The sequence below is a fragment of the Vibrio sp. SCP2 genome (genome assembly GCF_059295395.1).
This window is the reverse complement of record NZ_JCAFVV010000002.1, coordinates 25,003-39,081: the sequence shown is the minus strand read 5'-3', so window position 1 is coordinate 39,081 and position 14,079 is coordinate 25,003. Positions and strand designations below refer to the sequence as shown.

The window sequence follows — 14,079 nt, the reverse complement described above, 5'->3', positions numbered from 1 at the left end:
CAATGTCAAATGGACGTATCCTGCACACCATGCTTCGCGTCGGTGATCTAGACAAATCAATTCAATTTTATACTGATGTGATGGGCATGCAGCTACTTCGTACTAACGAAAATAAAGAGTATGAATACACTCTGGCTTTTCTTGGTTATGGTGATGAGTCTCAAGGTGCAGTCATTGAGCTCACATATAACTGGGGTACAAAAGAGTATGACTTAGGCAGTGCCTTTGGTCATATCGCTATTGGAGTTGATGATATCTACACTACTTGCGACGCAATCAAAGCAGCGGGTGGTAATGTGACTCGTGAGCCAGGCCCAGTTAAAGGCGGCACAACTCATATTGCGTTCGTTAAAGACCCTGATGGCTACATGTTAGAACTCATCCAGAACAAGCAAGCATCCGCGGGCTTAGAAGGCTAATCATCACTTCAGATGATGTTGAAAATGGGACAGTATCACACTGTCCTATTTTTTTAGCTTTACTTGATAATAATTATCATTTAATCTCAAGCCTATTCGCGGTTAGGAGATTAGAACAATGGGCATCCAAGAGTGGGAGAAACATACCTTACTAGCAGACATGGCAATGAACGATGAAGATCACCTAAGAGGTATCCTTCATTATCAGCAAGCACTTACGCTAAGTGAACGTATTGGAGACGCCGAAGAGATCGATGTTGAAGATCGTCTAATGATTTCGGTGATTTCTTGCCACAATATGGCGATGTTTTGGCGCAACGTCGGTGATGTAAAGTATGAGCTAAAATATCTCCAACTCGCTTCTGAGAAAGTGTTGACGCTAGTACCACAATGTCCGAATACAGACTGCGACGCGTTTATCGACTCTATGGGCTGCTGTAAGAAGGCTCTGATTGAGTTTATGAAAAGACATCCCAATCCCAAGATTGCTCAGTTGGTGCAAGATATTGATACCGCAACCAACTGTAACCTCATTGCTAAATTCCGTTTGAACTAAGCACGCCAATCGGAATCAAAAAAGGCCAGATACTGTCTGGCCTTTCTTACATCCACTAGAAAATTAGCTGGTTTTCAGCTCAGCTTAAACTTGCGTTCTACCGAGCGAAATAACTACGCGGCGGTTTCTGTCTTTACCTATTGGTGAAGCATTATCGTCAATCGGTCTTCTGCGACCATAACCTTGCACCTGAATTCGGTCGTCAGGTAAACCAAGAGACTTAAAGTACTCTTCTAGCACTTCAGCACGGCGCTCAGAAAGACTTTGACTGACACTTTTACCATCTTCTGCATCGGTATAGGTCGATACCAATACCAAATCGATGTCTTGATTATGCTTAATGTACTCGGCAATTTGTGCCAATCGTTTCTGTGACTGTTTATTGAGTTCGACACTAGTACGATCGTAGTGAAGAATTGTAAAGGCAATGTCTTCAAAGCTGTATGGAAGCAGGTTGGCAACACAGTCGCTAAACACATTATACGATTGTTGGAACAGCACTGAAGAAAGTGCGACTTCTACACGTTGATCACGACTTCGCCACTCTTGATAGCTGAACGTTGGATAACGACCTTTCTCTAACTCACCGAGAATATTCCAAGCAGTTTGGCCGCCAACATAGCCATCAAACTGTTGGAAGAAGCGGATGGTGGTGAGTCTGTCGGCACTATCTCCTGGTCTCCAAGCCGGTGGCATGGAGATCAAGCTTACGTCACGAGTTTGTCCCATTGGACGCTTCATCTTGAGTTCGAAATCAAGATTAATTTTTTTGCTCGCGTACGATGAGAAAACCGCATCGCCATAATTCGGAATTGGATGAACAAGACGGCATTCTAGTGGCGTGTTGGCAACCATTTGCCACATAGACTGCTGAGGTTTAGCCACATAGTGTTTCTCCAACGCTAAGGCATTGGGAGTAAACGCAGTTATTGCCATTGCAATACTAGGAGCCAACCACTTCTTCATACAATACTTCATCTCTTAACTCGACTTGGGCAGCCGTTTTTTGCCACCCGATTACCTTCACAAGCAGTAATGCAAAAATCCCGCCAACTGATTTGTATAGGACAAATTACCAATGATTCATTTTCAATCAGCATTAACGGTTTTTCTCGCTTAAAGAATCTGCAATAATGCCTGCCCTGTCACATTATTTTAAGCACACATGACTATTGAAAACGAAGCATTGACGCTAAAAAAACGATTTCGCGGCTATTTTCCAGTCGTTATTGACGTAGAAACTGCCGGGTTCAACGCTAAGACCGATGCACTACTCGAAATCTGTGCCGTTACCTTAAAGATGGACGAAAACGGCGATCTTGTCCCTGCCTCAACCATTCACTTTCATGTCGAGCCATTTGAAGGCGCTAACTTAGAAAAAGAAGCCCTTGAATTTAACGGTATTCGTGACCCATTTAGCCCACTACGTGGTGCAGTGACAGAATCTGAAGCCCTAAAAGAAATTTATAAGTTGGTACGCAAAGAGCAAAAAGCCGCAGATTGTAGCCGTGCAATCATGGTTGCTCACAATGCAAATTTCGATCACAGCTTCGTGATGGAAGCGAGCGAGCGTAGCAAACTTAAACGCGTCCCTTTTCATCCCTTCGCAACGTTTGATACTGCAACGTTAAGTGGTTTGGCTTATGGTCAAACAGTACTAGCTAAAGCATGTAAGACCGCTGGGATGGAGTTTGACAATAAAGAAGCCCACTCTGCTCTATACGATACCCAAAAAACAGCAGAGCTCTTCTGCGGTATCGTCAACAAATGGAAAGCCCTAGGTGGTTGGCCGTTGATTGATGCTACTGAAGAAGAAATAAAAGAATAATGTAAACACAACACACGAGTAAATTATGAACCCTGTTGTCATTTCTGTATGTGTCATGCTTGCCTTAGCACTGATGCGCGTTAATGTCGTCGTTGCACTGACATTTAGCGCCATTGTAGGTGGTTTGGTTTCTGGCATGGAACTTAATGAAGCGGTTGCTGCCTTCGAAAGCGGACTTGGAGGCGGTGCGACTATCGCACTTAGCTACGCCATGCTTGGTACTTTCGCTGTTGCTATCTCCCGTTCTGGAATTACCGACCTTTTAGCAAATAGCGTTATCAAACGTATCCACGGCAAAGAGAATGCGTCAGCTTCAACTGGCCTAAAATACGCTGTGCTGATTGCTTTAGTGTTAGTCACTATGTCATCGCAAAACGTAATTCCTGTCCATATTGCCTTTATCCCGATCCTCATTCCGCCTCTGTTAGGCGTGTTTGCCAAGCTTAACCTAGACCGACGTATGATCGCCTGTGTGCTTACCTTCGGTTTGGTGACACCTTATATGGTTTTACCTATTGGTTTCGGTGGTATTTTCTTAAACAACATTCTGCTAAAAAACCTGCACGAGAACGGTCTGGAAAATGTTGTCGCTAGCCAAGTGCCAGTCGCAATGCTACTTCCTGCGGCTGGAATGATTTTTGGTCTGCTTACGGCGATTTTCTTTAGCTACCGTAAGCCTCGACAGTACCAAGAAACGGAACTGACTCATGTTGAAGAGAACCCTAAATCAATCAACAAGAAAAACATTCTTGTAGCTGCGGCAGGTATCGTCGCTGCATTGAGCGTACAGCTTTCTACTGGCTCTATGATCATCGGTGGTCTAGCTGGCTTTATGGTATTTACTTTTGGTGGTGTTATTGCATGGAAAGAAACGCACGACGTCTTCACTAAAGGTGTTCACATGATGGCGATGATTGGCTTCATTATGATCGCAGCAGCAGGTTTTGCCGCGGTAATGAAGCAGACGGGTGGCGTTGAGTCGCTAGTTGAAGCGCTATCAACAAGCATTGGTGATAACAAACCGTTAGCTGCCCTGTTAATGCTGGTAGTTGGCTTATTAGTGACTATGGGTATTGGATCATCATTTTCAACCATTCCAATCCTAGCAACCATCTATGTGCCTTTAGCGGCTGCATTTGGCTTCTCACCAATGGCAACTATCGCGTTAGTCGGCACAGCGGCGGCGCTTGGTGATGCTGGCTCTCCGGCTTCAGATTCAACGTTAGGTCCGACATCAGGTCTAAACGCTGATGGCCAACACGAACATATTTGGGAAACTGTAGTACCGACCTTTATCCACTACAATATCCCATTGATCGTATTTGGCTGGATTGCCGCTATGGTGCTGTAGCTAATCTTTGCCACCTTATGGCACATAAATATAAAAAAAGCTGACATCATGTCAGCTTTTTTTTGTAGGTTCTATCAGCTCGTTACTACTCTGCTTGTTCAGCAACTGCTGCAATAACAGGCACCATATCTTGTAGTAACGCCTCTTCTACCGGCTTACCCGCCGAGTCAGTGACGTTAATTGAAGTACGGTTACCAAGGTCACCAAGTAGGAAAGTGTAAGTTCCCGATGCTAGTCCCATTGGTTTCACGCCAATTTCAGTCCAAAACTCGTCTTCAGGCGTCGCATACTTCGCTTTCACAGTACCTTGAGACTGATTACGCTCTTCAATAGTAAAGCCCATCTCTGGAAGTAGCGTTGGCAGACGTAACCAAAGTACATTGTATGGTGTACGAGCAATAATAACTGGGAAGCCACTGCGGTCAGAGCCCATAGAGATAGGGATCTGCTTCACTAACTCTTGCGCTTTACGCGCCGCTTCTTCACGAAGATCTTGGTCATAGCGTGCAGTCACTAAGTTCGTCATCAACGCGTTATAACGCTCTTTGTTGGTCGCGGTAACAGGCACCTGTTTACCACCTTCACGCCAATCGATCAGGGAAATCTTGAAACCATGACGGCCACCAACCAAGATACGTTCGATTGCATAACGTGAACCTACTTCAACCTCTTCGTCTTCTTCAGTCCATGTCACCCAATCGGTTTCTAGCCGCGTGTCTGTCTGCTCACGAACTGCTATGCCCTGCTCTTGAAGCATCTTCAAGGCAGTTTGCCAAACTTTATTAAGCTCATCTTCACGAAGTAGCCAAAGCGTTGTTTCACCTTGTTTGCGTTCAGCACGCGCGCCTGGGATTAGCTCTAGAATTTGCTGAGGAGAACGAATATCAACCTCTTTACCAATTCCTCCCGTGAAGTTACCTTGAGGAATATCGTAGTTGGTGTAGAACTGAGGCGTAGCACCATCGGCTAGCTGCCACTCTTTTAAAGGTGGCGTGTTCAAATATTCGAAGTCATCCTTTGCCTGACGACGCTGCGCTGCGCTGCCTGAGCAAGCACTTAAAACAAAAACAGCTAGTGAACTGACGACTAGCTGGTGAGACAATTTCATTGAAACTCCTGATACATACATGCCGAAGTGGTTTCACTCCGGCAATCCATCTTTAAATTTAGTAAATGCAAGCTTCCGTCATTGCTTGTGCCACAATTGGGCGGGCATTTTCAGACAGCTCTGTCAACGGTAAACGCAGACCACCGTGTTCAATTAGACCTAGTTTATGCGCGGCCCACTTCACTGGAATTGGGCTTGACTCTACGAATAGGTTTTTATGCAGCGGCATTAAACGTTGGTTGATGATTTCTGCTTCTTCATACTTGCCTTCACTCGCAAGTCTGAACATTTTCGCCATATCTTCAGCGGCAATATTGTTGGTAACAGAGATAACACCATTACCCCCTTGCTTAACAAATTCTAGGCCTGAAGAGTCATCGCCACTTAGTAAGATAAAATCTTCGCCACAAAGTTCACGATGAATTGCAATTCTGCTTAAATCACCTGTCGCGTCTTTAAGTGCAACAATGCTTTCAATCTCAGCAAGACGCGCAACCGTTTCTGGCAGTAAGTCTACCGCAGTTCGACCTGGTACGTTGTACAGAATTTGTGGTACATCGCTCTCTTCTGCGATCGCTTTGTAATGCTGGAACAAACCTTCTTGAGTCGGTTTGTTGTAGTAAGGAGTCACGCTTAAACAACCTGCGATGCCAGAGTTGTTTAATAGACGGCTGAAAGTCACCGACTCATGAGTCGCATTTGCTCCTGTTCCTGCAATAACAGGAATACGGCCTTCTGCAAACTCAACCGTCTTCATTACCACCTTGACATGCTCTTCAATCGTCAGCGTCGCCGATTCACCAGTGGTACCCACTGCAACGATGCCATCACTGCCCGCTGCTACATGGTACTCCACCAGTTTCTTCAGGCTCACGTAGTCTACTTCGCCATCATGATTAAACGGTGTAATTAACGCTACTATACTTCCTGAAAACATGTCTTTCTCCCTAATTTAGATACTAATCGCATGGTACTGTAAGGCGATTGATGAAGACAAGCACTTAAAGCCGCTTAAATCACCTAAATGAATGAATATTTATCAGATGTTAGAACTTTGGCAACTTACTCCTTTCATTTCAGCCCGTGTCAGTATCAAGTTAGGAATTAACCGAGTGCGACGAGTTAGACTAAAATACGTTCAAAGCTAGATAGAAAAGCGCACAGAGGCCATTTTTCTGCCAAACAACTGTGCTAAGCTATCTCATTAATAAACCTAACTTTGATAGAAGTGACCCTATGACTCAACATCTGGTGATTACTGCGGTAGGAACAGATCGCCCAGGCGTATGCAATCAAGTTGTACACCTGGTCACTCAGTCTGGATGCAATATTGTTGACAGTCGTATCGCCCTATTTGGCAATGAATTTACCCTTATCATGTTACTCACGGGCAACAACGCGGCAGTGACTCGCGTTGAAACCACTTTGCCACTGCTTGGTCAAGAGCATGATCTGATCACCATTATGAAGCGTACTTCTACTCACGCTCATCTTGATAATACCTACACCTTAGAGGTGTTTGTCGAGTCAGATGACAAGCCGGGGCTGACCGAAAAGTTCACCAATTTTTTCGCCGAGAAGAACATTGGGCTTTCGTCACTCAGTGCGCAAACCATTGATAAAGAAAAAATCAACTCTGAAAACGATCAGTTCCATATCGCGATTACTGCGACAGTAGACTCTGGTTGTAATCTTATGCAACTGCAAGAGGATTTCGATACTCTTTGTCAAAAGCTAAGCGTACAAGGCTCACTAAATTTCTTAAAAAACAGCCAATAAAAAGGAATCTCAATGAACACGCTCACAGCCGGTGCACCAGCGCCAGCCTTCTCTTTACTTGACCAAAATGGTGAAACCGTCTCTCTAGGTGATTTCAAAGGTAAAAAAGTACTGTTTTACTTTTACCCTAAAGCCATGACGCCTGGGTGTACCGTTCAAGCGCAGGGCCTACGCGATGTGAAAGCAGAGCTTGATGCTCACAATGTTGTCGTTTTAGGTGTTAGTATCGACCCAGTTAAACGCTTGGGTAAGTTTATTGAGCGCGATGAACTTAACTTCACTCTTTTGTCTGATGAAGACCATGCGGTTGCTGACCAGTTTGGCGTTTGGGGCGAAAAGAAGTTTATGGGTAAGGTTTACGATGGTCTGCACCGTATTAGCTTCCTGATCAACGAAGAAGGCGTGATTGAGCATGTCTTCAATAAGTTCAAGACAAAAACACACCATGAAGTAGTACTAGATTACTTGAACGACAATAAGTAACTAGCTTTCCCTAATAAAAACGCCAGCATTATCGCTGGCGTTTTTATTTATTGGGAGCAACAGGCTTACTAAACAATAAACTTGTTTAGGATGGCATCTTGCTCACGAACATTTTCAGTTTGAACCTGCATAGCCATGTTCGCTTCTTCTGCTGAATCCGCGACTTGAGTAGACAGATCTTTAATCTTCACTGTATTGCTGTTGATCTCTTCAGCTACCAAGCTCTGCTCTTCAGCTGCAGATGCGATCTGCATGTTCATATCACTGATACGTTGAATCGCTTCGCGAATGCGCTGCAATGCACCATCGGCCGCTTGTGCTTTGTCTACCGCATCAACAGCAGTGTTTTTACTTTCATTCATCGCTGCTGATACCGAGCTAGCACCTGCTTGAAGCTGTTCGATCATGCTACGAATTTCTGTCGTTGATTCTTGAGTACGCTGCGCCAGAGTACGGACTTCATCTGCTACTACCGCAAATCCGCGTCCTGATTCGCCGGCACGCGCAGCCTCAATCGCCGCATTCAGTGCCAATAGGTTAGTCTGGTCAGCAATATCATTGATAACTTTTAAGATAGTCTCAATGTTGGCTGTTGCTGATTCAAGGCCTTGAACCTCTTCGACAGCTTGATCAATACGTGAAGAGAGCATATCAATCGAGTTAGTCGTATCACTCACTACCGATGAACCGTCTTGAGTCGCATCATCCGCCTCTTTCGCCGCTGCAGCTGCTCCTTGCGCATTATTTGCTACTTCGGTCGCCGTTACCGCCATCTCGTTCATCGCGGTCGCTAATTGCTCTAGCTCTTCAAGTTGACTACGCATTGCGCCAGCAGAATGCTGCGCGCCGACGACGGTCATCTCAGTGCCACGTAGGATTTCTGCACCAATCGCTTTCGATTGTTGAATCTGTTTCTGCAAGGTTTCAGTAAAGGTGTTAAATCCTTCTGCTAACTGGGCAAACTCTTGGTCAGTATTGGTATCCAGACGCTTAGTTAGATCGCCTTGACCTGATGCCACATCCTGGATCGCATCGTTTAGAGTCGCAAGGGGCTTCATCAGTGCTTTGATTAGGAAGCTTAGGACGACCACGCTGAGTATCACACCAATTACTACGTATAGGATTGAGCTGTTGCGCATATCAGCAACGGCAGCAAAAGCGATGTCTTCGTCAACAACGGCACCGATGTACCAGTTTTCTGAAGGAACTTTGGTAAAGTGAACAAGTAAGCGCTGACCATCTTGTTCAAACCTCTGGTTGCCTTCCTGAACTTTCGCTTGCGGCAAGTATTTGGTTAGGTTTTCACCATTGTTTTCCGCTTGTGGGTGAGCAATCGTCGTACCGTCTGCCGTTACAATGAATAGGTAGCCGGCATCAAGGAGATTCACGCTGTTGACAAGATCAGCCAAACCACCTAATTCCATATCGTAGAACATACCTGCCATAAACTGACCATTCTCTTTCACTGGCGTACCAATAGAAATGATCACTTTCTTGGAAGAGACATCTACATATGGGTCAGTAACAACTAACTTACCCTGTGCTTTCGCATCTTTAAACCAAGGGCGTACACGAGGGTCATAGTCAGGACCAGCTTCCCAACCATCATCATTTTCGACAACGAAGCCATCTGCCTCGTAGCCAAAGCCCACTGCGAGGAAACTTCCCTTTAGCTCTGGTTTTTCAAGAATCTGTTTCACAAGCTGTCGATTCTGAGGATCGAGCTCAAGAACTTCTGTCGTAGATTGAGCGAGAGATTTTTTACTCTCCATCTCTGATACGACTGTATTTTTCACCCCTTTAACCATCTCTGTGAGACTAGTATCGACGAGCGCTTCGACTTCCTGCTTTACCGTGCTTAGCTGTTGAATCGACAACAGGGTTACGGTTACCAGCAATAGCGCTGATGAAGCCGCAACGATTTTTTGGCTAAATTTCATATTTTCCCTCAATTAGTCAGCAAGCTTTTTGTTATTGTAATTAGTATAGTTATCGTCCCGGATAACGTTTACTTAAGAAATTTCTTACAATTCACTGCTTAAGTAAATTCTATTACTGTTCAAAATGCCAACTAGAGCACAAATAAAAAGCCCTAAAGCAGAAACTTTAGGGCTTTTTATGTAATCGTTTGCACTTGCCGAGACTATCTATGTCGGGACTTCATCATCATGACTTGGCAAAGCATTCCATACTGCTTTAACCAAAGTGGCGAGTGGAATCGCGAAGAACACCCCCCAGAAACCCCATAAACCACCGAATACAAGAACCGCCACAATAATCGCGACAGGGTGTAGGTTTACCGCTTCGGAGAATAAAACCGGAACCAAAACGTTACCATCAAGGGCCTGAATGATGCCGTAAGCAATCAGCAACCAATAAAACTGTGGCGTTAAGCCCCATTGGAACAGACCAACAATTGCGACAGGTACCGTTACCGCCGCTGCACCAATATAAGGGATCAGTACAGAGAAGCCGACCGCCACAGCCAGTAGCACTGAATAACGAAGGTCAAGGATGGCAAAGGTGACATAACTGACACCACCGACGATGAGAATCTCCATTACCTTACCGCGAATATAGTTGGAGATTTGCTCGTTCATTTCATCCCAAACTTTAGTTGCCAAACGACGGTTGCGCGGTAAAACACCACTGGTCATATCCAACATTTCGTCTTTATCTTTGAGTAAGAAAAAGACTAAAAGTGGAACTAAAATCAAATAAACCGCCAAGGTGGCCAAGCTTACCAGTGACGCAAGTGAGCCCTTCACAACAGTCTCGCCCATCACAATCACTTGGTTTTTGGCGTTTGTGACAAGTGACTCTACGATTTGAAAGTTTTCTAGTTCTGGGTAACGGTGTGGCAACTCGGCGATAAAGGCTTGCAACCCGCCGTACATGGTTGGGATATCATTGATTAAGTTACCAACCTGCTCCCAGATCGTCGGCACCAAACCGAAAATGGCGACTAGCATTAGGCTACTAAAGCCGAGGATAACAAGAATAACCGCCAGTGTTCTTGGAATACCTAAGCGAGAAAGCTGCACCACAGGCCACTCAAGCAGATAAGCAAGCACAATTGCCACCAGCAACGGTGCAATCAGATTGCCGAAGAAGTAGATCGTAATAAAGCCGAAAAGAAGAATCGCAACAAGACTTACGGCGTGTGGATCAGAAAAACGTCGCTTATACCAGCGACTTACCATTTCAAACATTCAACATACTTCCTTTGGTTTTGTAGCTCGACTGACTTGCATTCGATAATAACCATCCTTCTCTTCACAGATTAGTTCAAATAAGTGTTTTTGAAGATACTGAGTAATATCTGCGAAAGAACTGGAATCAGAAACCAACAATAGAATTTGCTCTCCGGCAACCAAATCTTTTGTGTGACGCTTAGCAAGTAACAGTGCCATAGGGCAACGTTCTTGGCGTAAATCCAAAATATTCGGTTCCATTCTTTCGCTCGATGCTTATTATTACGGGTAGGTATTGTATAGTGTTTTTTTGCAGGCGTCAGTGCAAATAGTTGCGGCAAGCTCACGACTGTTACCTAATGGTGAATGAATGTTTTCACATTCACCGAATGAATCACTTATCGAATTGGAAACCATCTCTGCGATATGGTGTCCAAGCGTATACCCGTCTTGTTAAGATAAGCTTAGCAAGGATGAAAAAATCAACGGAGTATTACCTGTCCAATATGTTTAAACATACGCGCTCACTCGTTTGTCTTTGTCTCGCCACCGCATTAAGCACTCCGGCTCCAGCACTTGCAGACAACCTCAATCTTCCCGATATCGGCACGGCAGCTAGCGGCACTTTGACTATCGCTCAAGAGTTGCAGTACGGTGATGCTTATATGCGTATGCTTCGTAACAGTTCACCGATCATTAATGACCCGGTACTGAATGAATATATTGATAGTTTAGGTCATCGCCTTGTCGCCAATGCGTCTGATGTGAAAACTCCGTTTACCTTCTTTATGATTCGCGACCGAAATATCAACGCATTTGCGTTTTTCGGTGGTTATGTCGCGCTTCATTCTGGCCTGTTTCTTTATGCCCAAAGTGAAAGTGAACTTGCTTCTGTTGTTGCGCACGAAATCGCTCACGTTACCCAGCGCCACTTAGCACGAAGTATGGAAGAACAAGCGAGACGTTCACCAGCGACATTGGCCGCTTTAGCAGGTTCTTTGTTACTCGCGATTGCTTCACCGCAAGCAGGTATGGCAGCAATAACCGCAACCACTGCGGGTAATATGCAAGGTCAAATTAACTATACTCGCAGCAACGAAAAAGAAGCTGACCGATTTGGTATTAGCACCATGGCGAAAGCAGGCTTTGATGTAAACGCAATGCCGAGATTTTTTGGCCGCCTAGCCGATGAGTTCCGCTACGCGAGTAAGCCACCGCCAATGCTGCTGACTCACCCGCTACCTGAAGATCGTATTACCGACAGCCGTGCCCGCGCGCAAAACTACCCCGCTCGTCGAGTTGACCCTTCGTTAAACTACCACCTTGCTCGCGCTCGCGTGGTTGCTCGCTATACGGGTATCGAAGGCAAAGCAGCCCTAGATTGGATGAATCGAAAAGAGAAAAGAGCACCAGAGAACATCAAACCTTCTCTTCAATATGGCAAAGCCTTGGTTTACTTAGACAGTAATCAACTTGAAGAAGCGCACACCATATTACAAAGCCTATTAAAGCTTGATGCTTACAACCGTTTTTATTTGGATGCGATGTCTGATCTCTATATCGCGATGAAACAACCCGAAAAAGCCGAGCAAATGCTGAAACGCTCATTAAAGTCAGCGCCAAATAACGCAGTCTTGACGATCAATTACGCTAACGTACTGATGGAGCAAGATAAAAACGAAGAAGCCATAAAAGTGCTGCAGCGTTATACCCATGATAATCCAAAAGACGTGAATGGCTGGCACTTACTGTCTGAAGCCAATATTCACCTAGGTGTCAGTGACGAAGACTTAGCCGCACGCGCTGAAATTCTCGCGCTAAAAGCAAATTGGAACAAGGCAATTCAGTATTACACCCAGGCTAGCCAAATCGCTGAGCTGGGAAGCTTGAAGCAAGCAAGATATGATGCCCGAATTGACCAACTGATGGTTCAAAGGGATCGTTTCTTAGCTTTACAATAATAAATGGAGAAAACTCTATGTCAGTCGTGATTTATCACAACCCTCGATGCTCTAAAAGCCGTCAAACACTGGCTCTGTTAGAAGAAAAAAACATTCAACCAGAGATCGTTAAATACCTAGATACGCCACCGAGTATCGATGAACTGAAAACACTGATGGTTCAACTGGGTGTTTCAGAAGTCCGCGATATGATGCGCACCAAAGAAGATATCTACAAAGAACTGGAACTCAAGTCTGCGGATGACGAGACCTTGTTTAAAGCCATGGTTGAAAACCCAAAACTGATTGAGCGCCCTATTGTTGTTGCGAATGGTAAGGCGAAGCACGGTCGGCCACCGGAGCAAGTACTAGACATTCTATGAGTTGCCAAATCGTCGTCTTGTATTACAGTCGGCATGGTTCGACACAAGCTATTGCCCGGCAGATAGCACGAGGGGTGGAATCCATCCCTCAGTGTGAAGCGATTTTGCGCACGGTTGATGAAATTGAGGGCGAAAGCTCCGCGGATGACCCGATCATCACGCTCAATGAGTTAAAGCAGTGTCACGGCCTAGCGATGGGTAGCCCTGTTTGGTTTGGCAATATGGCGGCTCCGCTTAAGCATTTCTGGGACAAGACCACCTCTGCTTGGATATCTGGAGACTTAATTGACAAGCCTGCTTGTGTGTTTACCTCCTCATCAAGCCTGCATGGCGGTCAAGAGACCACGCTGCAAAGTATGATGCTTCCCTTGCTGCACCACGGCATGATGATTGTGGGTATCCCATACTCGCAGCCTAAGCTTCATACCACGCAAAGTGGCGGTACGCCTTACGGAGCGACATCGGTGAGTGCTAACGGTTCGACACTCAGTGAAGATGAGATTGAACTATCGCAGCAACTGGGTAAACGCTTAGCCCGAACTGCTTTAAAATTGAAGGACCAATAATCATGCAAGAGATGCAATCAACAACTAAGCTTTATCGCCTATTGGCTCTGTTTGGTAATCTTGCTCTACTCGCTTGGATCATGATGTGGCAGCTATCGCTTTCTCCGCATCCACATATCAGTAGTACCACGCTAGCGATTGCTTGGGCAGTTCCTCTTTTGCTTCCATTACCAGGCATTTTAGCCGGAAAGCCTTACACTCACGCATGGGCAAACTTCGTTTTAATGCTCTACTTCCTGCATGGATTTACGATTTTGTACGTCGATGACGGTGAACGTTGGTTAGCGGTTGTTGAGCTTGTTCTTACTACACTCGCTTTTTTCGGCAATATTCTTTACGCCAGAGCAAGAGGTAAAGAACTGGGCATGAAATTGAAGAGACTGTCTAAAGTCGAGAAAGAAGAAAAAGCTCGATTTGGCGAGAGTGAGTAACCGTTTTAGATAAACTTAGTGCAGAGATAGCTTCTCTGCAC

At 45.2% G+C, this 14,079-nt stretch carries 16 protein-coding genes; 10 read left to right on the top strand and 6 right to left on the bottom strand.

Going from position 1 to position 14,079, the window contains the following annotated elements:
- Positions 1-2 precede the first annotated feature (2 nt).
- Entirely contained in the window at positions 3-419 is a 417-nt protein-coding gene (gloA, locus tag AC5O63_RS08135) for a lactoylglutathione lyase (protein WP_004743384.1), read from the top strand.
- A gap of 118 nt (positions 420-537) precedes the next feature.
- The gene (locus AC5O63_RS08130; protein ID WP_239825308.1) at positions 538-975 is read left to right on the top strand and encodes a DUF2753 domain-containing protein; all 438 of its coding nucleotides are present in this window, start codon (positions 538-540) and stop codon (positions 973-975) included.
- An 84-nt stretch (positions 976-1,059) separates the two neighbouring features.
- On the opposite strand, the gene motY is transcribed toward AC5O63_RS08130, so the two are convergent.
- Positions 1,060-1,911 (bottom strand): flagellar protein MotY, encoded by an 852-nt coding sequence (gene motY / locus AC5O63_RS08125; RefSeq protein ID WP_494504998.1) that lies wholly within the window; start codon positions 1,909-1,911, stop codon positions 1,060-1,062.
- A 229-nt stretch (positions 1,912-2,140) separates the two neighbouring features.
- Here motY and rnt point away from each other — a divergent pair, with 229 nt between their 5' ends.
- Both rnt and AC5O63_RS08115 read left to right on the top strand, forming a co-directional pair.
- Entirely contained in the window at positions 2,141-2,803 is a 663-nt protein-coding gene (rnt, locus tag AC5O63_RS08120) for a ribonuclease T (protein WP_004743387.1), read from the top strand.
- 25 nt (positions 2,804-2,828) lie between these two features.
- Positions 2,829-4,154, top strand: coding sequence for a Na+/H+ antiporter family protein (locus AC5O63_RS08115; RefSeq protein ID WP_494504609.1), 1,326 nt, complete (start codon positions 2,829-2,831; stop codon positions 4,152-4,154).
- 85 nt (positions 4,155-4,239) lie between these two features.
- Here the strand turns inward: AC5O63_RS08115 and bamC are convergent, their stop codons facing one another.
- On the bottom strand, positions 4,240-5,262 hold the full coding sequence (gene bamC / locus AC5O63_RS08110; protein ID WP_494504608.1) for an outer membrane protein assembly factor BamC: 1,023 nt from the start codon (positions 5,260-5,262) through the stop codon (positions 4,240-4,242).
- Positions 5,263-5,320: 58 nt separating this feature from the next.
- Entirely contained in the window at positions 5,321-6,199 is an 879-nt protein-coding gene (gene dapA / locus AC5O63_RS08105; RefSeq protein ID WP_494504607.1) for a 4-hydroxy-tetrahydrodipicolinate synthase, read from the bottom strand.
- Positions 6,200-6,498: 299 nt separating this feature from the next.
- Between dapA and AC5O63_RS08100 the strand changes: the two genes are divergently transcribed.
- Positions 6,499-7,041, top strand: a complete 543-nt coding sequence (locus tag AC5O63_RS08100) for a glycine cleavage system transcriptional repressor (protein WP_494504606.1) — start codon at positions 6,499-6,501, stop codon at positions 7,039-7,041.
- A 12-nt stretch (positions 7,042-7,053) separates the two neighbouring features.
- A complete protein-coding gene (bcp, locus tag AC5O63_RS08095; protein ID WP_494504605.1) occupies positions 7,054-7,524 on the top strand; it encodes a thioredoxin-dependent thiol peroxidase in 471 nt (156 codons plus the stop codon).
- Positions 7,525-7,592: 68 nt separating this feature from the next.
- On the opposite strand, the gene AC5O63_RS08090 is transcribed toward bcp, so the two are convergent.
- The 3 genes from AC5O63_RS08090 to AC5O63_RS08080 form a co-directional block, all read right to left on the bottom strand.
- Complete coding sequence (locus AC5O63_RS08090; RefSeq protein ID WP_494504604.1) at positions 7,593-9,464, bottom strand: methyl-accepting chemotaxis protein; 1,872 nt, start codon at positions 9,462-9,464, stop codon at positions 7,593-7,595.
- Between the two features lie 207 nt (positions 9,465-9,671).
- Positions 9,672-10,736 carry an AI-2E family transporter gene (locus tag AC5O63_RS08085; protein WP_004747045.1) on the bottom strand — a complete coding sequence of 355 codons (1,065 nt, stop codon included), beginning with the start codon at positions 10,734-10,736 and terminating at the stop codon, positions 9,672-9,674.
- Positions 10,737-10,979: a sulfurtransferase TusA family protein gene (locus AC5O63_RS08080; protein WP_425665995.1), complete on the bottom strand. Its 243-nt coding sequence runs from the start codon at positions 10,977-10,979 to the stop codon at positions 10,737-10,739. It lies immediately after the preceding gene.
- Between the two features lie 245 nt (positions 10,980-11,224).
- Here AC5O63_RS08080 and bepA point away from each other — a divergent pair, with 245 nt between their 5' ends.
- From bepA to AC5O63_RS08060, 4 genes are read left to right on the top strand one after another with little or no spacing between them, the layout of a single operon-like run.
- The gene (gene bepA, locus AC5O63_RS08075; protein WP_425666860.1) at positions 11,225-12,679 is read left to right on the top strand and encodes a beta-barrel assembly-enhancing protease; all 1,455 of its coding nucleotides are present in this window, start codon (positions 11,225-11,227) and stop codon (positions 12,677-12,679) included.
- Between the two features lie 17 nt (positions 12,680-12,696).
- On the top strand, positions 12,697-13,041 hold the full coding sequence (gene arsC / locus AC5O63_RS08070; protein WP_494504603.1) for an arsenate reductase (glutaredoxin): 345 nt from the start codon (positions 12,697-12,699) through the stop codon (positions 13,039-13,041).
- On the top strand, positions 13,038-13,607 hold the full coding sequence (gene wrbA / locus AC5O63_RS08065) for an NAD(P)H:quinone oxidoreductase (RefSeq protein WP_494504602.1): 570 nt from the start codon (positions 13,038-13,040) through the stop codon (positions 13,605-13,607). Before arsC ends, wrbA begins: the two co-directional genes overlap by 4 nt.
- 2 nt (positions 13,608-13,609) lie before the next feature.
- Positions 13,610-14,038 carry a DUF2069 domain-containing protein gene (locus AC5O63_RS08060; RefSeq protein WP_004747052.1) on the top strand — a complete coding sequence of 143 codons (429 nt, stop codon included), beginning with the start codon at positions 13,610-13,612 and terminating at the stop codon, positions 14,036-14,038.
- The last annotated feature ends 41 nt before the right edge of the window (positions 14,039-14,079 follow it).